The organism is Nocardioides sp. Z13_37, assembly GCF_058355585.1.
Genome location: NZ_JBZGDV010000001.1, coordinates 446,228 through 467,297, shown reverse-complemented (window position 1 = coordinate 467,297; position 21,070 = coordinate 446,228). Strand labels below are relative to the sequence as shown.

Genomic DNA, 21,070 nt, shown 5'->3' with positions numbered 1-21,070 from the left:
CGGCCAGCGAACGCCGGCCGCCGGGGGCGTCGGGCCCGACCACTCCCCACCTGGACCACCCCGCCAGACAGGACTTCCGCATGAGCACCGCCAGCACCGAGACCCAGACCGCCGTCCGCTACGACCGCGACGCCGACGGCATCGTCACCCTGACGCTCGACGACCCCACCGCCAGCGCCAACACCATGAACGAGCTCTACCTGTCGTCGATGGAGGCCGCGGTCCAGCGGCTGTACGACGAGCAGGACGACGTCGTCGGCGTCGTGCTGACCAGCGCGAAGAAGACCTTCTTCGCCGGAGGCAACCTCAAGAGCATGATGAAGGCGACGCCCGACGACGCGGCGGAGATCTTCTCGATGGCCGAGGCGATCAAGGCCAGCCTCCGCCGCCTCGAGACGTTCCCGCGTCCCGTCGTCGCGGCCATCAACGGCGCCGCGCTCGGCGGCGGCCTCGAGATCGCGCTCGCTGCCAACCGCCGCATCGCCGTCGACGACCGGTCGGTCAGGATCGGCCTGCCCGAGGCGTCGCTCGGCCTGCTGCCCGGCGGCGGCGGGGTCACCCGCGTCGTACGCATGCTCGGCCTGCAGACCGCGCTGATGGACGTCCTCATGCCCGGCACCCAGTTCGACCCGAAGGGGGCGCTCGCCAAGGGGCTCGTCGACGAGCTCGTCGCGACCCGTGAGGAGCTCGTCCCGGCCGCGCGGGCCTGGATCCTCGAGCACCGCGACGACGAGGACGCGGCCAAGAACCCGTGGGACCGCGCCGGCTACAAGATGCCCGGCGGCACCCCGCGCACCCCGGCCCTCGCGCAGTTCCTGCCGGCCTTCCCGGCGCTGCTGCGCAAGCAGACCAAGGGCGCGGTCTACCCCGCCCAGCGCGCGATCATGAGCGCCGCGGTCGAGGGCGCGCAGGTCGACGTCGACACCGCCTCGCGCATCGAGAGCCGCTACTTCACCAGCCTGGTGGTCAGCCAGCAGGCCAAGAACATGATGCAGGCGTTCTTCTTCGACCTGCAGGCCATCAACTCCGGATCGCTGCGCCCGCAGGGCATCGACAAGTGGCAGGCCACCAAGGTCGCCGTGCTCGGCGCCGGGATGATGGGCGCCGGCATCGCCTACTCCTGCGCCCGCGCGGGCATGCAGGTCGTGCTCAAGGACGTCTCCCTCGAGGCGGCCGAGAAGGGCAAGGCGTACTCCGCCGGCCTCAACGCCAAGGGCGTGGAGCGCGGCAAGATCACCCAGGAGAAGGCCGACGAGCTGCTCGGCCGCATCACGCCCACCGCCGACGCCGCCGACCTGGCCGGCTGCGACCTGGTGATCGAGGCGGTCTTCGAGGACCCCTCGCTCAAGGCCAAGGTCTTCGCCGAGGTGGCGCCCTTCGTCGACGGCGACGCACTGCTGTGCTCCAACACCTCGACCCTGCCGATCACCGAGCTCGCCGAGGGCGTCGACCGCCCGGCCGACTTCATCGGCCTGCACTTCTTCAGCCCCGTCGACAAGATGCCGCTGGTCGAGATCATCCGCGGTGCCGAGACCTCCGACGCCGCGCTCGCCAAGGCGTACGACGTCGTGCAGCAGATCCGCAAGACGCCGATCGTCGTCAACGACTCGCGCGGCTTCTACACCTCGCGCGTGATCGGCACCCAGATCAACGAGGGCCTCACCATGCTCGCGGAGGGCGTCAACCCGGTCTCCCTGGAGCGGGCGGCGACGTCGGCGGGCTTCCCGGTCGGGCCGCTGCAGATCAGCGACGAGCTCAACCTCGAGCTGATGAAGAAGATCCGCATCGCCAACGAGGCGGCCTGGCAGGCCGAGGGCAGGGACGTCTCCGCCGACCCGTCGTCCGCGGTCGTCGACACCATGCTCGAGCTCGGCCGCCCGTCGCGGCTCAAGGGCGCCGGGTTCTACGACTACGACGAGGCCGGCAAGCGCACCGGCCTGTGGCCCGGGCTCGCCGAGACGTTCCCCGTCGCGGAGGAGCAGCCCCCGATCCGCGACGTGCGCGACCGGATGCTGTTCATCGAGGCGCTCGAGACCGCGAAGTGCTTTGAGGAGGGCGTGATCACCTCGGCCGCCGCGGCCAACATCGGCTCGATCATGGGCATCGGCTTCCCCGCCCTCACCGGCGGCGCGGCCCAGTTCATGACCGGCTGGCAGGCGCTGGACGACACCGGCCACGGCGTCGGCCCGGTCGGCCTCCAGGCCTTCTGCGACCGCGCCGACGAGCTCGCCGACACCTACGGCGAGCGCTTCCGCCCGACCGCCCACCTCCGCGACCTCGCGGCGAACGGCGGCTCCTTCCCTGCCTGAGTTCGGTGTCGAGTGGGCGCGTCCTGACGCCCGAACGGTGCCGAGTGGGCGCGTCCTGACGCCCGAACGGGGTCGAGTGGGCGCGTCCTGACGCCCGAACGGGGTCGAGCCGGCGCGTTCTGACGCATGGAAGTCAGGAAGGGCCGACTCGACGTCCGGCAGGCGCGAGGATGCGCCGACTCGACGTTCGGTGGGCGCGAGGATGCGCCGACTCGACGTTCGGTGAGCGCGAGGACGGGCCGAGTCGAGGCGTTTTCGGGGCGAGGACGCGCCCACTCGGCCAGAATCGTGCGGTGAGCCAGACCCCCGCCGTCGTCGTCCGAGACCTGCACGTGCGCTTCGGCGACGTCGAGGCGGTCTCCGGCGTCGACCTCGTGGCCGGCAGCGGCCGCGCCACCGCGCTCCTGGGCCGCAACGGCGCAGGCAAGTCGACCACCATGAAGGTGCTCGCCGGGGTCGTGCCCCCCACCTCCGGCGTGGTCACCGTCGCCGGCCACGACGCCGCGACCGATGCCCTCGGCGTCAAGCGCGCGGTGGGCTACTGCCCCGACGTCGGCGGGCTGGTGCCGCGCGCCACCCCGTTCGAGCACCTGCAGCTCAGCGCCCGCCTGCGGCGGCTGGACGCGTGGGAGGACCGCGGGCGCGACCTGCTGGAGCGCTTCGGGCTGGGCGACGTCGCCCACCGGGTGGTCGGCGGCTTCAGCCACGGCATGAGCCGTCGGCTCAGCGTCGTGCTCGCCGCGCTCCACGAGCCGGCCGTGCTGCTGCTCGACGAGCCCTTCGACGGCGTCGACCCGATCGGCGTCGAGGCGACGCTCGAGGTCGTCGCCGACGCGCGCGCCCGGGGCGCCTGCGTCCTCCTCTCCACCCACCTGCGCGACCTGGCGCTCGAGGCCTGCGGCGAGGCGGTCGTGCTGCGCGGCGGCAACCGGGTCGCCGCGATGCAGGCCGCCGACCTCACCGGCGAGGCCTATCGTGCGCTCCTCGACTGACACGGGCCCGCGCGGCTGGCTCGAGGCGGCGCGCGACACCGGCCACCTGCTGGCCTTCCGGACCGGGACCGTACGCCGTCGGGGCCCCGCCGTGCTCGGCCTGGCGGTCGTGCTGGCGCTGAGCCTCGCCGTCGCCGTCGGGCCGTCCCGCATCGACGGCGACACGGTCGGGTCCCCGGTGCTCGACCGGGCGCTGTCGGCCCTCGAGTCCAACCTCGGTGCCGCCTTCGCCGGCTTCCTCGTGCTGGCGATCAGTGCCGCGATGGGAAGCGGCGGCGGACGCGAGCTGCTCTCGCGCAGCGAGGCCGCACCCCACCCGATCAGCCCGGTGACCGAGCACCTCGGCGCGCTGCTGCTCGCCCCGCTGAACCTGGCCTGGATGGTGCAGGTCTGGGGCTTCCTGGCCGTCACCGCGCTGGTCACGCCGCCCGGCCAGCTCCTCGGCGCCCAGCTCGTCGTCGTGGCCTGGGCCCTGCTCGCGACCGCGCTCGGGCAGGCGATCGGTTGGGCGGTCGAGGGGGTACGCCGCACCGCGCGGGGCGTGCTCGTCGTCCGGGTGGTCGGTGGCGCGGTCGTCGTGGCGCTCGCCGGCCTGCACCTCGCCGGGCAGCTCGCCCCGCTGGCGCGGGCGCTGCCGACGACCTGGGTCGCCGACGCCGCCCGGACGGGTCGCTGGCCGACCGTCGTCCTCCTGCTCCTCGTCCTGGCCGCGGCGACCGTCGTCCTGGGGGCGCGACCGGCGGCCTGGGCACTGGGCATGCCGCCGCGCGAGGAGCTGCGGGTGCAGTCGGGCGTGCACGAGGCGCGACCCGTCCCGACCCCGCGCTGGGGCTCCGCCGACCGCGCACTGCTGCGCCGGCTCGACCACGGCTCGGTGTGGCGCTCGGTCGGCATGCGGCGCGGCCTGCTGGTCCTCGGCCTGGGGCCTGGCCTGGTCGCCCTGGTCGCCGGCCTGGAGTGGTCGACGGTGCTGCTGCCCGGGCTCACCGCGAGCGGCGCGGCGCTGCTCTTCGGCGTCAACGCCTGGTGCCTCGACGGCACGGGCATGGTCTGGCGCGAGACGCTGCCGGTGCCCGCCGCGGACGTGTTCGACGTACGCGCCGTCGTCGTCGCCGAGTGCATGGCACTGGTGTCGGGCGTGACCGTGGTGCTCGCCCTGCTCCGCAACGGCCTGCCGCCGCTCGTGACGGGCGTCGCGGTCGCGTCGTGCTGGCTGGTCGCGCTCGTGCAGGTGCTGGCGGTCGTGATGACCTGGTCGATCCGCTCGCCCTACTCCGCCGACCTGTCCTCGCCCCGGGCGACCCCCGCGCCGCACGCCGCGATGGCGGGGTACGCCGGGCGGCTCTCGCTGGTCACGACGCTGACGGCGTTGGTGTTCACCGGCCTCGCGGCGCTCCCATGGGCGTGGCTGCCCGTCGCGGTGGCGCTCCCGTTCCTGGCCTGGTCGTCGGTCCGGCTGCTGCGCGCCCGCCGCCGGTGGCTCGCCGCCGACGAGCGCGCGCGGGTGGTGCTGACGGTGGCCGCGGTCTGAGCCGCGGGCGCCCGTCGTCGTCGGCGGAGTCCCCGCTCGAGCGGGGACTCCGACACCTGGAGGCGGTTGCAACCCCCTCCAGGTGTCGGAGTACGCCGACAAGTCGGGATGACCGACCTCAGGTGCGGGGGAGCCGGCGGTTGATGTCCTCGCTCATCCGGGTGATGGCGACGTAGAACTCGCACGTCATCCGGAAGAAGCACAGGTAGAGCAGCCCGACGAGCGGGCTGACGATCAGCGTGACGATGCCGAGCGCGGGGCTGTCGCCGAAGAAGCCGCTGAGCGCGAAGAAGATCGTCCCGAGGGCGATCGCGACCAGGCCGATGATGTAGACGACGCGGATGATCATCGGCGTCACGAAGGTCGAGAAGCTGAAGTCGAACAGCGCCCCGAGGAAGCCCTTGCCGCTCGGCTGGCCGGTCATCGGGCCGCCGCCCCCGCCGTACGACCCGCCGCCATACGGTCCGCCGCCGCCGGATGAGCCGCCCCCGCCGTACGACCCCTCGCCGGGGTAGGACGGCCCGCCTCCGTAGGAGCCGCCGCTGGGCGGCGGCGAGGAGGGGGTCTGGCCGTAGGGCGCCGTGGGCGGGTCGCCGTAGGGGTTCTGCGGGTCCTGGGGCGCGCCGGGCTGCTGGGACATGGGTCCTCCTCGGTGGGATGGGGGGCCTGCTGCCTGCAGCCTGTCGGCAAACGGGCCGACGCGCCATGGTCGGCGAAGTAAAGAGCGCAGCACTAAAAGTCAGGCTTGACTGTTTGTTTGTTCCCCGGCAGGCTGGGCCCATGACCCCACCGGCCCCGGCGACGCGCGTCCCGCAGGCGGACCGCTCCCGCGCGATGCGGGCCCGGCTGCTCGAGGCGACGGTCGAGCTGCTGGTCGAGCGCGGCTTCGCCGGGACGACCACCACCCTCGTCTCCGAGCGCGCGGGCGTGAGCCGTGGCGCCCAGCTGCACCACTTCCCGACCAAGAACGACCTCGTCGTCGCCGCCGTCGAGCACCTCACCGAACGACGCGGCGCCGAGCTCGCGGCCGCCTTCGCCGAGCTGAGTGCCGAGCCCGTCGTGTCGGCCGCGGGGCGGCGCACCCGGCTCCGCACGATGCTGGAGATGCTCGGCGACCACTTCGCCTCACCGGTCTTCGCCGCCGCGCTCGAGCTGTGGGTCGCCGCCCGCACCGACGAGGCGCTCCTGGCCGCCGTCGCTCCGCTCGAGCAGCGGGTCGGCCGGGAGGCCCACCGGATGACCGTGGCCGCGCTGGGCGCCGACGAGTCGCAGCCGGGCGTACGCGAGCTGGTGCAGGCGACCCTCGACCTGGTCCGCGGGCTCGGGCTGGCCTCCACCATCTCCGACGACTCCGCGCGCCGCCGCCGGATCCTGCGCGAGTGGGCCGACGTGCTCGACCGCGAGCTCGACCGGAAGCTCGACAAGGCCTCGCCGCCAGACAGCGACCCACCAGACAGCGCCCCACCAGACAGCGACCCACCAGACAACGCCCCATCCGACAACGCCCCAGGGATCCCCACATGACCGACACCCTCACCCAGGTGCTCGCCGACCTCGCCGCCGAGGGCGACCGCCTCGAGCAGCTGGTCGCCGGCCTCGACGACGACGGCTGGTGCACCCCCACCCCCGCCACCGGGTGGGACGTCGCCACCCAGGTCGCGCACCTGGCGTGGACCGACGAGGTGGCCGAGGCCGCCGCGACCGACAAGGAGCGCTGGGACGGCTACGTCCTCGAGGCGATCAACGACCCCACCGGGTACGTCGACGCGTGCGCGCTCGAGATCGGGCGCGACCCCGAACTGCTGAAGCGGTGGCGCCGCGCGCGTACGCAGCTGGCGGCGGCCCTGACCGCCTACCCCCAGGGCGAGAGGATGCCGTGGTTCGGCCCGCCGATGAGCGCCACGTCGATGGCGACGGCGCGGCTCATGGAGACCTGGGCGCACAGCCTCGACGTGCACGAGGCGCTGGGCGCGAGCGTCGAGGACACCGACGCGATCCGCCACGTCGCGCACCTGGGGGTGCGCACCCGCAACTACTCCTTCGCCAACAACGGCCTCGAGGCCCCCGGCGAGGAGTTCCGCCTCGAGCTGGTCGCTCCCTCCGGCGAGACGTGGACCTGGGGTCCGGAGGACGCCGCCCAGACGGTCACCGGCTCGGCGGGCGACTTCTGCCGCCTGGTGACCCAGCGCATCCACCGCTCTGACACCGACCTCGTCGCCACCGGCGACGACGCCGACCGCTGGCTCGACGTCGCCCAGTGCTTCGCCGGCCCGGCCGGCGAGGGGCGGGGGCCGCGATGATCGAGGCACACCGACCGCCGCTGCGCATCGGCAACGTGTCCGGCTTCTACGGCGACCGGCTGAGCGCGATGCGCGAGATGCTCGAGGGCGGCGACGTCGACGTCGTCACCGGCGACTACCTCGCCGAGCTGACCATGCTGATCCTCGGCAAGGACCAGCTCAAGGACCCCACCCTCGGCTACGCCCGCACCTTCGTCCGCCAGGTCGAGGACTGCCTGGCCCTGGCGCTCGAGAAGGGCGTCACCATCGTCACCAACGCAGGCGGCCTCAACCCCGCCGGCCTGGCCGACCGGCTCCGCGAGATCGCGGCGGGCCTGGGCCTCGACGCCCGCATCGCCCACGTCGAGGGCGACGACGTGCGCCACCTGGCGTTCGACAACGCCCTCACCGCCAACGCCTACCTCGGCGCCTTCGGCATCGCCTCGGCGCTGCGCGCCGGCGCCGACATCGTGGTGACCGGCCGCGTCACCGACGCGTCCCTGGTCGTCGGCCCGTGCGTCGCCCACCACGGGTGGGACGCGACGTCGTACGACGCCCTCGCCGGCGCCGTGGTCGCCGGGCACGTCATCGAGTGCGGGGCGCAGGCGACGGGCGGCAACTTCAGCGGCTTCGGCGATCTCGACCTCACCACGCCGATCGGCTTCCCGATCGCCGAGGTCGCGGCCGACGGCTCGTGCGTCATCACCAAGCACGAGGGCACCGGCGGGGCGGTCACGCTCGACACGGTCACCGCCCAGCTGGTCTACGAGATCCAGTCCACGCGCTACCTCGGCCCCGACGTCACCACGCTGCTCGACACGATCCGCCTCGAGCAGCAGGGGCGCGACCGCGTGGCCGTCACCGGCGTGCGCGGCGAGGCCCCGCCCGAGCAGCTCAAGGTCTGCGTCAACGAGCTCGGCGGCTGGCGCAACAGCGTGGAGTTCATGCTGACCGGGCTCGACATCGAGGCCAAGGCCGCGCTCGTGCGCCGCCAGCTCGAGGCCGCGTGGGGCGAGCGCGCCCCCGGCGACGTCACCTGGACGATGGGCCCGCTGCCGCGCCCCGACGCCGACACCGAGCAGGGCGCGTCGACCACGCTGCGCTGCGACGTGCGCGACGCCGACCCGAAGGTCGCCGGCAAGGGCCTCACCGGACCGGCCGTCGAGCTCGCGCTGGCGTCCTACCCCGGCTTCACGATGACGGGCCCGCCCAGCCCGGCCACGCCGTACGGCGTCTACCGCCCCGAGTACGTCGAGCGCAGCAAGGTGAGCCACACCGTCGTGCACGCCGACGGCGCCCGCGAGGTGATCGCCGACCCGCCGACCACCCGGGCGCCGTCCGTCGTCCCCCGCGAGGCCCCCGAGGCGCTCCCGCAGCCCGCGGCGACCCGGCGTCAGCCGCTGGGCGAGTGGGTGCACGCCCGGTCGGGCGACAAGGGAGGCGACGCCAACCTCGGCCTGTGGGTCTCCCACACGGCGGAGCGTCGCGTCGAGCGCACCGACTGGCTGCTGCGGACCGTCACCCCCGAGTGGGTCGCGGCACTGCTGCCCGAGGCGCGCGACCTCGAGGTCGAGGTCCACCTGCTGCCCGACCTGGGTGCCGTCAACGTCGTCATCCACGGGCTGCTGGGCGCGGGCGTCGCCGCGTCGACCCGCTTCGACCCGCAGGCCAAGGGCCTCGGCGAGTGGGCCCGCAGCCGTCACATCGACGTCCCCGAGGAGATCGCATGACCGGCTGGCAGTACGACACGGAGGAGCGCCAGGCGCTCGCCGACATGGCCGCGGAGTTCACCCGCCGCGCGATCGTGCCCCACCTGCAGGCGTGGGAGGACGCCGGCGAGGTGCCCCGCGAGCTCCACCGCGAGGCGGGGGCGCTCGGCCTGATCGGCGTCGGCTTCGCCGAGGAGGTCGGCGGGCTCGGCGACGTGCTCGACACGGTCGCCGTGCAGGAGTCGATGCTCGCCGCCGGCGCGTCCAGCGGCCTGATGGCCACCCTGTTCACCGCCGGCATCGCGGTGCCCCACATCGCCGCGTCCGGCAACCCCGACCTGATCGAGCGCTTCGTACGCCCGACGCTGGCCGGCGAGAAGATCGGCTCGCTCGCGATCACCGAGCCCGGCGGCGGGTCGGACGTCGCGGCGCTGCGCACCACCGCCGTGCGCGACGGCGACCACTACGTCGTCAACGGTGCCAAGACCTTCATCACCTCCGGCGTGCGCGCCGACTTCGTCACCGGCGCGGTGCGCACCGGCGGGCCCGGCCACGGCGGCATCTCGCTGCTCGTCGTCGAGAAGGGGACGCCCGGCTTCACCGTCGACCGCTCGCTGGCCAAGATGGGCTGGCACTGCTCCGACACCGCCGAGCTCGGCTTCGCCGACGCCCGGGTGCCGGTGGCCAATCTCGTCGGCGACGAGGGCAGCGGCTTCATCCAGATCGCCAGCCAGTTCGTCTCCGAGCGCCTGGCGCTGGCGGTCCACGGCTACGGCATCGCCGCGCGTGCCCTCGCGCTGACCGTCGAGCACGCCCGGAGCCGCGAGACCTTCGGCCGTCCGCTCATCGCCAACCAGACCGTCCAGCACACGCTCGTCGAGATGCGCCGTCACGTCGAGGTGGCACGCAGCTATGCCTGGCAGGTCGCCCGCCTCCACCAGGCCGGCACCATGCCGATCGCGGAGGTGACGATGGCCAAGCAGACCGGCGTCGACGCCGCGGCGTACGTCTGCGACCGCGCGGTCCAGCTGCACGGCGGCACCGGATACATGCACGGCACCGAGGTCGAGCGGCACTTCCGCGACGCGCGGCTGCTGCCCATCGGCGGCGGCGCCGACGAGGTGATGCGCGACCTCGCGGCCAAGCTGCTCGGCTACACGCAGAAGAGGAGCGCCTGATGGGCCTGCTGCCCGACCCCGCCGGGGAGGTGACGCTCTGGATCGACGCCCCGCCCAGCGAGGTGTGGGCGCTGGTCAGCGACGTCACCCGCATCGGGGAGTTCAGCCCCGAGACGTTCGAGGCGCGCTGGACCCGCGGGTCGAGCGGGCCCGAGGTCGGCGCGAGGTTCAAGGGACACGTCAAGCGCAACGGCGTCGGCCCGACCTACTGGACGGCCTGCACGGTGACGGTCTGCGAGCCCGAGCGGGTCTTCGAGTTCAGCGTCGGCACCCCCGACGTGGCCGTCAACAACTGGGGCTACCGACTCGCAGCGCGCGACGGCGGCACCGACGTGACCGAGTACTTCCGGCTGGAGCCCGTGTGGTTCCTGCGCGGCTACTGGCTCCTGCTGGGAGCCCTGCGCGGCCGGACCAACAAGCGCGGAATGCGCACCACGCTCGAGAGGATGAAGGCGGTGCTGGAGAAGTGACGGCAGACGTGAGCACGCAACCCGAGAACGGGGCCGGCGAGGCCGCGCCGCAGACCAACCGTGAGGCGATGCTGGCCCGCCTCGCCGACCTCGACGCGCAGCACGCCGTCGCGGTCGCCGGCGGCGGTGAGAAGTACGTCTCCCGCCACCACGAGCGCGGCAAGCTGACCCCCCGCGAGCGCATCGAGCTGCTCGTCGACCCCGGGTCGGCGTTCCTCGAGCTCTCGCCCCTGGCCGGCTACGGCTCCGACTTCACCGTCGGCGCCTCGGTCGTCACCGGCATCGGCGTCGTCGAGGGCGTGGAGTGCATGATCACCGCCAACGACCCCACGGTGAAGGGCGGCGCCTCCAACCCCTGGACGCTGAAGAAGACGTTCCGCGCCTCGCAGATCGCCGAGGAGAACGGCCTGCCGATGATCTCGCTGGTCGAGTCGGCCGGTGCCGACCTGCCGACCCAGAAGGAGATCTTCATCCCCGGCGGCAAGATCTTCCGCGACCTGACCCGTGCCTCGGCGCGGCGGATCCCGACGATCGCGCTGGTCTTCGGCAACTCCACCGCCGGCGGCGCGTACGTGCCGGGCATGAGCGACTACGTCGTCATGGTCAAGGAGCAGGCCAAGGTCTTCCTGGCCGGCCCGCCGCTGGTCAAGATGGCCACCGGCGAGGAGTCGGACGACGAGACCCTCGGCGGGGCCGAGATGCACGCCCGCGTCTCCGGCCTGGCCGACTTCCTGGCCGAGGACGAGCACGACGCGCTGCGCCTGGGCCGGCGCATCGTGGCCCGCCTCAACTGGACCAAGGCGTCGTACGTCGCGGCCAGCGGGGTCGGCTACGCCGAGCCCGACCACGACCCCGACGAGCTGCTCGACCTCATCCCGCAGGACCTCAAGGAGCCCTTCGACCCGCGCGAGGTCATCGCCCGGATCGTCGACGGCACCAGCGAGGGCAACGAGGTGGCCTTCGACGAGTTCAAGCCGCTCTACGGCTCCTCGCTCGTCACCGGCTGGGCCCGCCTGCACGGTCGCGAGATCGGCATCCTGGCCAACGCCCAGGGCGTGCTGTTCAGCGAGGAGGCGCAGAAGGCGACGCAGTTCATCCAGCTCGCCAACGCCAAGGACACCCCGCTGCTCTTCCTGCACAACACCACCGGCTACATGGTCGGCAAGGAGTACGAGCAGGGCGGCATCATCAAGCACGGCGCGATGATGATCAACGCGGTCTCCAACTCGACGGTGCCGCACATCAGCATCCTCATCGGGGCGTCCTACGGTGCCGGCAACTACGGCATGAACGGTCGCGCCTACGACCCGCGGTTCCTCTTCACCTGGCCCAACGCCAAGTCGGCCGTGATGGGCCCGGCCCAGCTGGCCGGCGTGCTCTCGATCGTCACCCGCGCGGCCGCCGAGGCCAAGGGCAAGCCCTTCGACGAGGAGGCCGACGCCGGCATGCGGGCGTTCGTCGAGCAGATGGTCGAGGAGCAGTCCCTGCCCTACGTCCTGTCCGGGATGCTCTACGACGACGGCGTGATCGACCCGCGCGACACCCGCACCGTCCTGGGCATCGCCTTCTCCGTCATCGACACCCAGCCGATCGAGGGCGCCTCCTCCTTCGGCGTCTTCAGGATGTGAGCGTCTCCATGACCATCAACCGAGTCCTCGTCGCCAACCGTGGCGAGATCGCCCGCCGTGTCTTCGCGACCTGCCGTCGCCTGGGCCTCGACACCGTCGCCGTGCACTCCGACGCCGACGCCGAGCTGCCGTTCGTGACCGAGGCCGACCGGGCCGTACGCCTGCCCGGCAGCACGCCTGCCGAGACCTACCTGCGGGCCGACCTCGTCATCGAGGCCGCCCGCAGGACCGGTGCCGACGCCATCCACCCCGGCTACGGCTTCCTGTCCGAGAACGCCGAGTTCGCCCGCGCGGTCGAGGCCGCCGGGCTGACCTGGATCGGCCCGGCGCCCGAGTCGATCGAGTCGATGGGCTCCAAGGTCGGCTCCAAGGAGCTGATGCGCGCCGCCGGCGTGCCGGTGCTCGAGGCGCCGGAGAGCCCGACCGAGGCCGACCTGCCGCTGCTGGTGAAGGCGTCGGCCGGCGGTGGTGGCCGCGGCATGCGGATCGTCCGTGAGCTCGCGGCGCTCGAGGGCGAGATCGCGCGCGCCTCCGACGAGGCGGCCTCCGCGTTCGGCGACGGCACCGTGTTCGTCGAGCCCTACGTCGAGGCGGGCCGCCACGTCGAGGTCCAGGTCGTCGGTGACGGCGCCGGGGAGGTGCTCGTCTTCGGCGAGCGCGACTGCACCGTGCAGCGCCGGCACCAGAAGGTCGTCGAGGAGGCGCCCGCGCCGCGGCTGCCCGAGGCCATCGCCAAGGAGCTGCACGAGGCCGCCCGTCGCGCCGCCGCGGCGATCGACTACCGCGGCGCCGGCACGGTGGAGTTCCTCTACGACCCCGCGAAGGAGCGCTTCTGGTTCCTGGAGATGAACACCCGCCTCCAGGTCGAGCACCCCGTCACCGAGCTGGTCCACGGCGTCGACCTCGTCGAGCTGCAGCTCGCCGTCGCGCAGGGCGAGGCCGACGCGGCGTTCGCCGCCGCCCAGGACGCCACCACCCGTGTCGACGGCCACGCCATCGAGGTGCGCCTCTACGCCGAGGACTCGACCTGGACCCCGCAGTCGGGCCCGCTGGTGAGCCTCGACATCGAGCACGAGGCGGAGTTCGGTCCGCTCGGTCGCGCGGGCATCCGCCTCGACTCGGGCTTCGCGTCCGGCAACGAGGTCGGCACCCACTACGACGCCATGCTGGCCAAGGTCATCTCGTGGGCGCCCACCAGGGCCCAGGCGACCCGCCAGCTCGTCGCCGCCCTGCGTCGTGCCCGCATCCACGGCCTGACGGTCAACCGCGACCAGCTCGTCGAGATCCTCTCCGACCCGGCGTTCGCGTCGATGGACGTGACGACCTCCTGGCTGGAGACCCGCGAGGTCGCCGCACCCGACGCGATCGAGGGCCCCGACCCCGCCGCGGTGGCGGCCGCGCTGCTGCTGGCCGCCGACGACGCCCGCCGGCGTACCGTCCAGGCCGGTCTGCCCGCGGCATGGCGCAACGTCGTCTCCCAGCCGCAGCGCACCACCCTGGTGCCGCTCGGTGCTGCTGCTCCCGACGCCGGGGCGGAGGTCGTCGTGGAGTGGCACGGCACCCGCACCGGGTTCGCCGTCGACGGCGTCACGGTCCTCTCGGCCGGTCCCGAGGCGGTGCGGCTCGAGGTCGACGGCGTCGCGAGCACCTGGGCCGGGCGCATCGTGGCCGACGCCCGCACCGGCGCCCGCGACGTCTACCTCGACGGCCCGGACGGCGCGTCCACCTGGCGCAACCCGCCGCGCTTCACCGACCCCGCCGACCAGGTGGTGGCTGGGTCGCTGCTGGCCCCGATGCCGGGCTCGGTGGTCACCGTGGCCGTCGCCGCCGGCGACCGGGTCACCTCCGGCCAGCTCCTGCTGGTCATGGAGGCCATGAAGATGCAGCACAGCGTCACCGCGCCGGCCGACGGGGTCGTCGCCGAGATCAACGTCGAAGCCGGGTCGCAGGTCGCGGCCGGGCAGGTCCTGGTCGTCGTGAGCGACGACCTCGAGCAGGGAGCAGACGCATGACGATCAACTTCACCGAGCCCGAGGAGCGCGTGGCGCTGCGCGAGGCCGTCGCCAAGCTGGCCGGCAAGTACGGCCGGGAGTACGTCGAGAAGCAGGCGGCCGAGGGTGGCAAGACCACCGAGCTGTGGATGGAGATGGGCGCCAACGGCTTCCTCGGCGTCAACATCGCCGAGGAGTACGGCGGCGGCGGGGGCGGGATGTCCGACCTGGCCGCGGTGCTCGAGGAGGCGGCCGGCCAGGGCGCCCCCCTGCTGATGATGGTCGTCAGCCAGGCCATCTGCGGCTCGATCATCGGCCGCTACGGCACGCCAGCGCAGAAGCAGCGCTGGCTGCCCGGCATCGCCGACGGCTCGATCACGATGGCGTTCGGCATCACCGAGGCCGACGCCGGGTCCAACTCGCACAACATCACCACCACCGGCCGCCGCGACGGCGACGGCTGGGTGCTGAAGGGGCAGAAGACCTACATCTCCGGCGTCGACGAGGCTCAGCTCGTGCTGATCGTCGCGCGCACCGAGGACGCCAGGACCGGCAAGCTCAAGCCCGCCCTGTTCGTCGTCCCCACCGACGCCGACGGCTTCGACAAGCAGGTCATCCCGATGGCCTGGTCGGCTCCGGAGAAGCAGTTCACCCTGTTCATCGACGACGTGCGGCTCCCGGGTGACGCGCTCGTGGGTGACGAGGACGCCGGCCTCGTGCAGCTCTTCGCCGGGCTCAACCCTGAGCGGATCATGGGCGCGGCCTTCTCGTGCGGCATGGCCAAGTTCGCCATCGACCGGGCGGTCGAGTACGCCAAGACCCGCACGGTCTGGAAGGCGCCGATCGGCGCCCACCAGGGCATCGCCCACCCGCTCGCCAAGGCCAAGATCGAGCTCGAGCAGGCCCGGCTGCTGTGGCAGAAGGCGGCCGCGCTCTACGACGCGGGGGACGACTTCGGCGCCGGCGAGTACGCCAACATGGCCAAGTACGCCGGCGGCGAGATCGCCTGCAACGCCACCGACATCGCCGTCCACACCCACGGCGGCAACGGCCTCACGGTGGAGTACGGCCTGGCCAACATGATGGTCGCCGCCCGCCTCGGCCGCATCGCCCCCGTCAGCCGCGAGATGATCCTCAACTTCGTGGCCATGCACAGCCTGGGGCTGCCGAAGTCCTACTGACCCGTCAGGTGTCGCGCTGCCCCAGCGGGGGGATGTTGGCATTGCCGCGGAAGACGTTGTCCGGGTCCCAGGCGGTCTTCACGGTCCGCAAGCGCGACCACTGCGCCGGGCTGTAGGCCTCCTGGACCCGTGACTGGGCGTCGTCGCTGGTGAAGTTCACGTAGACGCCACGGCTGTGCGGGGCGAGGGCCTCGAAGAAGCCGCGCACCCAGGCCCGGTGCCGGTCCGCGTCCCCGGCCTGCTCGGGCAACCACGAGGCGACGATGTTGATGTCGTGGCTCGCGTCGCGGTGCGGGAAGGCGGTCGCATCGTCCGGCACCCGGCTCATCGCGCCGCCGAAGCTGAAGATCGGCACGGTCGAGAGCGGGCTGCTGATCATCGCGAGGTGCTCGCAGATCGTGTCGATGATGTCGCCGGAGAGCGGGCCGAGCCGGTGCGACTTCCAGTAGTAGTGCCGCCCGTGCGGCACCGCCGGGTCGAGGAACCTCTGGTGCGCGACATAGGGCTTCGCTGCGATCGTGTCGAGCACCGGGTGGCCGAGGGCTCGCACCGGCGCGAGCACCCGCTCGCCCTCTTCCACCGGGCCGGCGTAGGTCGCCACCAGGCCGATGATGGGCCTGCCGTGGAGGTGCTCGGGGAAGAGCGGCAGCGCCGGCGCGAGCCGCAGGTTGGCCATCAGGCCGACCTCGTCGGGCGCGTCGGCGATGAAGTCGCGCAGGAAGGCCAGCACGGTCGGCGCCTCCTCCGCCGACCAGGCGACCAGCCCGGCCAGGATGGTCGGACCGAGCGGCTGGAGCTCGAAGGTGAAGTCCGTGACGACACCGAAGTTGCCGCCACCGCCGCGCACCCCCCAGAACAGGTCGGCGTTCTCGGTCTCCGACGCCCGCACGATCGAGCCGTCCGCGGTCACCACCTGGCACGAGCGCAGCGCGTCGATCGCCAGCCCGGACCTGCGCATCAGGTGGCCGATCCCGCCGCCCAGCGTGAGGCCGGCGATCCCGGTGTGGCTGATGTAGCCGCTGGTCATCGCCAGCCCGAAGGCCTGGCTCTCGCGGTCCACGTGGGCGTTGAGTGCACCGCCCTGCGCCGACACGGTGCGCGCCGCCGGGTCGACGACGGTGCCGCGCATCCCGGAGAGGTCGAGGACGACGCCGTCGTCGACGAGCGAATGGCCGGCGATCCCGTGGCCCCCACCTCGTACGGCGACGGGCAGGCCATGGTCCCGGGCCCACCGCAGGGCGACGGCCACGTCGCTCGCCCCCTCGCACCGGGCGAGGAGGGCCGGACGGCGGTCGATCTCGCCGTTCCAGATGCGGCGCTGGACCTCGTACGCCGGGTGGTCGGGCGTGATCAGCTCGCCGGCGAAGTCGCCGGCCAGTGCGTCCATGGTGGGCAGGTCGAGCGTGGTCATGGGTCTCTCCTCGTCGGTGGGTGCTGCCCGACAAGGGTCGGTCGGCCGAGGAGCGGCGCGCGAGTATCGATCCTGTACTGGTACAGAACCCATAGCGGACCTACCGTCGGAGGATGGCAACCACCTACGGCCAGTTCTGCCCCGTGGCGATGGCCTCGGAGGTGCTCACCGAGAGGTGGACGCCGCTCGTGGTCCGTGAGCTCCTGTGCGGCAGCACGCGCTTCAACGATCTCCGTCGTGGGGTCCCGCTCATGTCACCGGCGCTGCTCTCCAAGCGCCTCAAGACCCTCGAGCGCGTCGGGGTCGTGGACCACGACGGCGGCGCGTACCGACTGACCGCGGCGGGCAGGGAGCTGTGGCCCGTGATCGAGGCGATGGGGGTCTGGGGCCAGCGGTGGGCGCGCGGTGACGTGATCGCCAAGCACTACGACGCCTCGCTGCTCATGTGGGACATCCATCGCAACGTCGACACCGACGCCCTGCCCGCGCGCCGGGTCGTCGTCCACTTCCACCTCCGGGGGTCGAGCGACAAGAAGAGCCACTTCTGGCTCGTCCTGGCGACACCGGCGGTGGACCTGTGCCTCACCGACCCGGGCTACGACGTCGACGTCGAGGTGGCCGGTCATGTCGAGACGATGATCGACTACTGGATGGGCCGCCGCGACCTGCTGGGAGCGGTGCGGGCCGGTGACCTCGCCATCGCCGGACCGCGTCCCCTGATCAGGGCGCTCCCGACCTGGTTCACCCGCAGCACCTTCGCGCCGGTGCCGCTGCCCGAGGGCGCCTGACTGTCGGTGCCCGGTGGGAGGATCGTGCCGTGGCTCTCGTCGACCGACCGCTCGTGCCCGAGGAGTGGGTGCTGCGCATCGACGCCGTGCTCGGCGCGTTGCCGCGCTGCGTCCAGGAGCCGGCGTGGACCGGCACCCGGTGGCGGGTCGGCAGCGCCACGGTGGCGCACGTCTTCGGTGGTGAGGACCAGCTGTTCCGCATCACCTTCCGCGGCGAGCCCGACGAGGTCGCGGCGTTCGAGCACATGGGTGCGCCGTACTTCCGCGCCGGGTGGGGCGGCAACCTCATCGGCATGGTCCTCGACGACGACACCGACTGGGACGAGCTCGCCGAGCTGCTCACCGACTCCTACTGCATCCAGGCGCCCGCCCGCCTCGCCGAGCAGGTGGCCCGCCCGGGCGCCTGAGCGGGAGACCGGCGCTTGAGCGGAAGACCGGCAGGATGGGCGCCATGACCACGACGTCGCAGGGCCGCCTGGTCGGGCTCGACGTCGCCCGCTGCCTCGCGCTGCTCGGCATGGTCGCCACCCACGTGCTCGACGAGCGCACCCCGGCGGGCGACCTGGGCACCGCCCAGTGGCTGGCCGGCGGGCGGGCCTCGGCGCTCTTCGCCGTGCTGGCCGGGGTCAGCCTCGCCCTGATGACTCGCGAGCCACTGCGCGGGCGCCCGCTCGCGCTGCGCACCGCCGGGATCGCCGGCCGCGCGCTGCTCATCGCGCTCCTGGGCCTGCTGCTCGGCGGCCTCGACACCGGGATCGCGATCGTCCTCACCTACTACGGCGTGCTGTTCGTGCTCGCCCTGCCGTTCACGCTCCTGCGGGTGCGGACGCTGCTCCCCCTCACCGTCGCCTGGGTGGTCCTGGCCCCGGTGGCCTCCCACCTGGTGCGACCACACCTGCCGGATCGGGGCTTCGACAGCCCGACGTTCGCGCAGCTCGTCGACGACCCGGCAGGGCTGGCGAGCGAGCTGCTCCTCACCGGCTACTACCCCGCGGTGCCGTGGCTGGCCTACCTGCTGGCCGGCCTCGTGCTCGGCCGCCTCGACCTCCGCGACAGCTCCCTGCTCGGCGGGCTCGCCCTCGGCGGACTGTCTCTGGCGGTGCTCGCCACCCAGGTCTCCCGCTCGCTCGTCGACCCGGCCGTGGCCGACGAGAACGCGACCGGCATGTACGGCACGACGCCGCCCGGTGGCGACTGGGACTGGCTCCTGGTCGTCGCGCCGCACTCGGCGACGCCGTTCGACCTCGCGCAGACCATCGGCAGCGCCGTGCTGGTGATCGCGCTCTGCCTGCTCCTCGAACGACTGCTGCCGCGGCCCGGCACCGTGGCGCTCTCGGTGCTGTTCGGTGCCGGCGCGGCGACGCTCACGCTCTACTCCCTGCACGTCGTGATGCGCACCGAGGCGGTGTGGCCGCCGGAGGAGCCGTCGACGTACGCGATCCACGTCTCCGTCCTGCTCGCCCTCGGCGCGGTCCTCCGGGTGCTGGGCCGGCGCGGCCCACTCGAGGCGGTGGCGGGCCTGCCGACCCGGCTCGCGCGCCGGGCGACCCGGAAGGAGGAGGCCCGGGAGCCTCAGCGCAGCGGCACGAACCGGTAGCGCCCGTGCTCGGTCACGACCGCCCCGGGGTTGCTCACCCGCAGCATCGTCCCGCCGGCCGGCGCCACCATCACGCCCTCGTCGCCGAGCTGGGCGACGAGCTCGCCGGGGAGCGAGTCGGCCATCGCCGAGACCAGGATGCGGTCGTACGGCGCCCCGCCGGGGTCGCCGAGCACGCCCGGGGCGGCGGCGCGGATCGTCGCCCACGGCCGCCGCGTGCGGGCCAGGTTGGCCGAGCCGAACGCCACCAGCTCCGGCTCGAGCTCGACGCCCAGGACCGAGCCGGTCGGGCCGACGAGGTGCGCGAGCAGCGCGGTGGTCCACCCCGAGCCCGACCCGACGTCGAGGACCCGCTGGCCCACGCGGAGGTCGAGCAGGCGCAGCATGTCCTCGACGGTGCGCGGCTGGGAGTTGGTCTGGCCGGCGGCGATCGCCAGCGGCCCGTCGTACGACGCGCGGCGCCGCACCCCGCGCGGGAGGAAGTCCCGTCGCGGGGTGGCGTCGAACGCGGCTGAGACCGGGTCCATCAGTCCATGCAATCAGACCCAGTGGTTGTCGTGCTCGCGCATGAAGCGGTCGTAGGCGTCGCCGTCGAGCTCGCCCATGCCGGCGGCCAGGCCCTCGAAGTAGGCCTCGCGCGGGGCGCCGGGGGCGAAGTGGAGGAGCATCTTGGCCGGCCCGTCCTCGTTGCGGAAGCCGTGGATGCCCCCGGCCGGCACGTGCGCGAGGTCGCCGGCGTGGCACGTGACCCAGCCGGTGCCGTCGTAGATCGCCACGCTGCCCTCGAGGACGTAGAACGACTCGGTGATCGTGCGGTGGAAGTGGGCGCCCGGACCGGTGGGCGGCCCGGCGAACTCCCAGCGGTAGAGCCCGTACGTGCCCTGGGTGGAGGCGCCCTGCGCGAGGTAGAACACCTTGTTGCCGTTGGGGTAGACGACGGCCGGCTCGAGGCCGGCCCGCACGACGCTGGCCGAGACCTCGCCGGAATCGCCGTGGTAGATCGGCGGCGGGTAGCTCATCGGGCGTCCGCCGCCTCGTAGGCGTCCTTGACGTGCTGCGGGGAGGAGGCGTTGGGCTGGCTGACCCGGACGTGGTTGCCGAACGGGTCGCGCAGGCCGAAGTCGGTGCCGTAGGGCTGCTCGACCGGCTCCTGGGTGATCTCGACGCCCGCGTCGCGGAGGGCGGCGTAGGCCGCGTGCACGTCGTCGCTGAGCAGGAACACCCCGCCGAGGGCTCCCTTGGCGACGAGCTCGCGCACCTGCGTCGCCGAGGCGTCGTCGTGCACCGGGGGTCCGACGAGCTCGAGCAGGATCGAGGTGTCCTGGCCCGGGACGCCGACGGTGAGCCAGCGCATGAAGCCCAGGTCGATGTCGTCGCGCACCTCGAAGCCGAGGTGGCGGGTGTAGAAGTCGAGGGCCTCGTCCTGGTCGAGGACCGGCAGGCTGCGGATGTGGAGGCTGGTGATGTGGTTGGTGGTCATGTCGACGACGCTAATGAGCCTCGTGCCGATCCCGCTTCTCCGAAAACGCTGTCCCTGCCCGGATCGACGCCGGTGCGCTCGCGCGGGCGGGTCCAGGCGGCGACGAAGCACGACGGCACCGCGACCGGCTCGTGGCGGGCGCGGAACTCGCTGGGTGAGCAGCCGACCACGTTGCTGAACGTGCGGCTGAAGGTGCCGAGGCTGGCGAACCCGACGTCCCACGCCACGTCGGTGACGGGCCGGTCGGTCTGGCGCAGCAGGGTCATCGCCCGCTCGACGCGTCGACGCTGGAGGTAGCGGTGGGGGGTCTCGCCGTAGACCTCCTTGAACACCCGGCCGAACTGCGAGACCGACAGGTGGGCGATGGCCGCGAGCGTGGGCACGTCGAGGGGCTCGGCGTAGCGCCGGTCCATCGCGTCGCGGGCGCGCAGCATCCGGCGGTTGGTGTCCTCCTGCGCGGACAGCGGCCGGCCCATGCCGAGGAAAATAGCCCACGCCGCCGACATGCGGACGCGACAGCGGCATG

General features: G+C 73.1%; 20 protein-coding genes. 14 read left to right on the top strand and 6 right to left on the bottom strand.

Annotation, left to right across the window (positions count from 1 at the left end; all coding sequences use genetic code 11):
- Positions 1-80: 80 nt before the first annotated feature.
- The 3 genes from AC4H2S_RS02210 (at position 81) to AC4H2S_RS02200 (ending at position 4,832) form a co-directional block, all read left to right on the top strand.
- Positions 81-2,309: a 3-hydroxyacyl-CoA dehydrogenase NAD-binding domain-containing protein gene (locus AC4H2S_RS02210; protein ID WP_491495324.1), complete on the top strand. Its 2,229-nt coding sequence runs from the start codon at positions 81-83 to the stop codon at positions 2,307-2,309.
- A gap of 293 nt (positions 2,310-2,602) precedes the next feature.
- Positions 2,603-3,301, top strand: a complete 699-nt coding sequence (locus tag AC4H2S_RS02205; protein WP_491495323.1) for an ABC transporter ATP-binding protein — start codon at positions 2,603-2,605, stop codon at positions 3,299-3,301.
- Entirely contained in the window at positions 3,285-4,832 is a 1,548-nt protein-coding gene (locus AC4H2S_RS02200) for a hypothetical protein (protein ID WP_491495322.1), read from the top strand. The genes AC4H2S_RS02205 and AC4H2S_RS02200 overlap by 17 nt, the downstream gene beginning before the upstream one ends.
- Positions 4,833-4,950: 118 nt before the next feature.
- On the opposite strand, the gene AC4H2S_RS02195 is transcribed toward AC4H2S_RS02200, so the two are convergent.
- Positions 4,951-5,472: a DUF4282 domain-containing protein gene (locus AC4H2S_RS02195; protein ID WP_491495321.1), complete on the bottom strand. Its 522-nt coding sequence runs from the start codon at positions 5,470-5,472 to the stop codon at positions 4,951-4,953.
- A 140-nt stretch (positions 5,473-5,612) separates the two neighbouring features.
- Between AC4H2S_RS02195 and AC4H2S_RS02190 the strand changes: the two genes are divergently transcribed.
- From AC4H2S_RS02190 to AC4H2S_RS02155, 8 genes are all read left to right on the top strand, one after another.
- Entirely contained in the window at positions 5,613-6,356 is a 744-nt protein-coding gene (locus AC4H2S_RS02190) for a TetR/AcrR family transcriptional regulator (RefSeq protein WP_491495320.1), read from the top strand.
- Positions 6,353-7,132: a TIGR03084 family metal-binding protein gene (locus tag AC4H2S_RS02185; RefSeq protein ID WP_491495319.1), complete on the top strand. Its 780-nt coding sequence runs from the start codon at positions 6,353-6,355 to the stop codon at positions 7,130-7,132. The genes AC4H2S_RS02190 and AC4H2S_RS02185 overlap by 4 nt, the downstream gene beginning before the upstream one ends.
- Positions 7,129-8,841, top strand: coding sequence for an acyclic terpene utilization AtuA family protein (locus AC4H2S_RS02180; RefSeq protein WP_491495318.1), 1,713 nt, complete (start codon positions 7,129-7,131; stop codon positions 8,839-8,841). The genes AC4H2S_RS02185 and AC4H2S_RS02180 overlap by 4 nt, the downstream gene beginning before the upstream one ends.
- Positions 8,838-9,998 carry an acyl-CoA dehydrogenase family protein gene (locus AC4H2S_RS02175; protein WP_491495317.1) on the top strand — a complete coding sequence of 387 codons (1,161 nt, stop codon included), beginning with the start codon at positions 8,838-8,840 and terminating at the stop codon, positions 9,996-9,998. Before AC4H2S_RS02180 ends, AC4H2S_RS02175 begins: the two co-directional genes overlap by 4 nt.
- Positions 9,998-10,468: an SRPBCC family protein gene (locus AC4H2S_RS02170; protein ID WP_491495316.1), complete on the top strand. Its 471-nt coding sequence runs from the start codon at positions 9,998-10,000 to the stop codon at positions 10,466-10,468. Before AC4H2S_RS02175 ends, AC4H2S_RS02170 begins: the two co-directional genes overlap by 1 nt.
- Positions 10,469-10,536: 68 nt before the next feature.
- Positions 10,537-12,096 (top strand): acyl-CoA carboxylase subunit beta, encoded by a 1,560-nt coding sequence (locus AC4H2S_RS02165; RefSeq protein WP_491495837.1) that lies wholly within the window; start codon positions 10,537-10,539, stop codon positions 12,094-12,096.
- 8 nt (positions 12,097-12,104) lie between these two features.
- Positions 12,105-14,108 (top strand): acetyl/propionyl/methylcrotonyl-CoA carboxylase subunit alpha, encoded by a 2,004-nt coding sequence (locus AC4H2S_RS02160; protein WP_491495315.1) that lies wholly within the window; start codon positions 12,105-12,107, stop codon positions 14,106-14,108.
- Positions 14,105-15,268: an acyl-CoA dehydrogenase family protein gene (locus AC4H2S_RS02155; RefSeq protein WP_491495314.1), complete on the top strand. Its 1,164-nt coding sequence runs from the start codon at positions 14,105-14,107 to the stop codon at positions 15,266-15,268. Before AC4H2S_RS02160 ends, AC4H2S_RS02155 begins: the two co-directional genes overlap by 4 nt.
- A 4-nt stretch (positions 15,269-15,272) precedes the next feature.
- Here AC4H2S_RS02155 and AC4H2S_RS02150 read toward each other — a convergent pair whose 3' ends face one another.
- Positions 15,273-16,679 (bottom strand): FAD-binding oxidoreductase, encoded by a 1,407-nt coding sequence (locus AC4H2S_RS02150; protein WP_491495313.1) that lies wholly within the window; start codon positions 16,677-16,679, stop codon positions 15,273-15,275.
- Positions 16,680-16,792: 113 nt separating this feature from the next.
- On the opposite strand from AC4H2S_RS02150, the gene AC4H2S_RS02145 reads away from it, so the two are divergent.
- Genes AC4H2S_RS02145 through AC4H2S_RS02135 form a run of 3 tightly spaced genes read left to right on the top strand, consistent with a single transcriptional unit; the run spans position 16,793 to position 19,064 of the window.
- Positions 16,793-17,467 (top strand): winged helix-turn-helix transcriptional regulator, encoded by a 675-nt coding sequence (locus tag AC4H2S_RS02145; RefSeq protein ID WP_491495312.1) that lies wholly within the window; start codon positions 16,793-16,795, stop codon positions 17,465-17,467.
- A 29-nt stretch (positions 17,468-17,496) separates the two neighbouring features.
- Complete coding sequence (locus AC4H2S_RS02140; protein WP_491495311.1) at positions 17,497-17,874, top strand: MmcQ/YjbR family DNA-binding protein; 378 nt, start codon at positions 17,497-17,499, stop codon at positions 17,872-17,874.
- 44 nt (positions 17,875-17,918) lie between these two features.
- Positions 17,919-19,064 carry a heparan-alpha-glucosaminide N-acetyltransferase domain-containing protein gene (locus AC4H2S_RS02135; protein ID WP_491495310.1) on the top strand — a complete coding sequence of 382 codons (1,146 nt, stop codon included), beginning with the start codon at positions 17,919-17,921 and terminating at the stop codon, positions 19,062-19,064.
- On the opposite strand, the gene AC4H2S_RS02130 is transcribed toward AC4H2S_RS02135, so the two are convergent.
- The 4 genes from AC4H2S_RS02130 to AC4H2S_RS02115 are packed head-to-tail and all read right to left on the bottom strand — an operon-like array spanning position 19,040 to position 21,020.
- A complete protein-coding gene (locus AC4H2S_RS02130) occupies positions 19,040-19,591 on the bottom strand; it encodes a protein-L-isoaspartate O-methyltransferase family protein (protein ID WP_491495309.1) in 552 nt (183 codons plus the stop codon). The two genes, AC4H2S_RS02135 and AC4H2S_RS02130, sit on opposite strands and share 25 nt — an antisense overlap.
- Before the next feature lie 12 nt (positions 19,592-19,603).
- Positions 19,604-20,083, bottom strand: coding sequence for a cupin domain-containing protein (locus tag AC4H2S_RS02125; protein WP_491495308.1), 480 nt, complete (start codon positions 20,081-20,083; stop codon positions 19,604-19,606).
- Positions 20,080-20,544: a VOC family protein gene (locus AC4H2S_RS02120; protein WP_491495307.1), complete on the bottom strand. Its 465-nt coding sequence runs from the start codon at positions 20,542-20,544 to the stop codon at positions 20,080-20,082. The genes AC4H2S_RS02125 and AC4H2S_RS02120 overlap by 4 nt, the downstream gene beginning before the upstream one ends.
- The gene (locus AC4H2S_RS02115) at positions 20,541-21,020 is read right to left on the bottom strand and encodes a helix-turn-helix domain-containing protein (protein ID WP_491495306.1); all 480 of its coding nucleotides are present in this window, start codon (positions 21,018-21,020) and stop codon (positions 20,541-20,543) included. The genes AC4H2S_RS02120 and AC4H2S_RS02115 overlap by 4 nt, the downstream gene beginning before the upstream one ends.
- Positions 21,021-21,070 lie beyond the last annotated feature (50 nt).

Bases quoted from the DNA above. Each gene is read 5' to 3' on its own strand.
- AC4H2S_RS02210 (WP_491495324.1), top strand. From the start codon at position 81: ATGAGCACCGCCAGCACCGAGACCCAGACCGCCGTCCGCTACGACCGC.
- AC4H2S_RS02195 (WP_491495321.1), bottom strand. From the start codon at position 5,472: ATGTCCCAGCAGCCCGGCGCGCCCCAGGACCCGCAGAACCCCTACGGC.
- AC4H2S_RS02190 (WP_491495320.1), top strand. From the start codon at position 5,613: ATGACCCCACCGGCCCCGGCGACGCGCGTCCCGCAGGCGGACCGCTCC.
- AC4H2S_RS02185 (WP_491495319.1), top strand. From the start codon at position 6,353: ATGACCGACACCCTCACCCAGGTGCTCGCCGACCTCGCCGCCGAGGGC.
- AC4H2S_RS02180 (WP_491495318.1), top strand. From the start codon at position 7,129: ATGATCGAGGCACACCGACCGCCGCTGCGCATCGGCAACGTGTCCGGC.
- AC4H2S_RS02175 (WP_491495317.1), top strand. From the start codon at position 8,838: ATGACCGGCTGGCAGTACGACACGGAGGAGCGCCAGGCGCTCGCCGAC.
- AC4H2S_RS02170 (WP_491495316.1), top strand. From the start codon at position 9,998: ATGGGCCTGCTGCCCGACCCCGCCGGGGAGGTGACGCTCTGGATCGAC.
- AC4H2S_RS02165 (WP_491495837.1), top strand. From the start codon at position 10,537: ATGCTGGCCCGCCTCGCCGACCTCGACGCGCAGCACGCCGTCGCGGTC.
- AC4H2S_RS02160 (WP_491495315.1), top strand. From the start codon at position 12,105: ATGACCATCAACCGAGTCCTCGTCGCCAACCGTGGCGAGATCGCCCGC.
- AC4H2S_RS02155 (WP_491495314.1), top strand. From the start codon at position 14,105: ATGACGATCAACTTCACCGAGCCCGAGGAGCGCGTGGCGCTGCGCGAG.
- AC4H2S_RS02150 (WP_491495313.1), bottom strand. From the start codon at position 16,679: ATGACCACGCTCGACCTGCCCACCATGGACGCACTGGCCGGCGACTTC.
- AC4H2S_RS02145 (WP_491495312.1), top strand. From the start codon at position 16,793: ATGGCAACCACCTACGGCCAGTTCTGCCCCGTGGCGATGGCCTCGGAG.
- AC4H2S_RS02135 (WP_491495310.1), top strand. From the start codon at position 17,919: ATGACCACGACGTCGCAGGGCCGCCTGGTCGGGCTCGACGTCGCCCGC.
- AC4H2S_RS02130 (WP_491495309.1), bottom strand. From the start codon at position 19,591: ATGGACCCGGTCTCAGCCGCGTTCGACGCCACCCCGCGACGGGACTTC.
- AC4H2S_RS02125 (WP_491495308.1), bottom strand. From the start codon at position 20,083: ATGAGCTACCCGCCGCCGATCTACCACGGCGATTCCGGCGAGGTCTCG.
- AC4H2S_RS02120 (WP_491495307.1), bottom strand. From the start codon at position 20,544: ATGACCACCAACCACATCACCAGCCTCCACATCCGCAGCCTGCCGGTC.
- AC4H2S_RS02115 (WP_491495306.1), bottom strand. From the start codon at position 21,020: ATGGGCCGGCCGCTGTCCGCGCAGGAGGACACCAACCGCCGGATGCTG.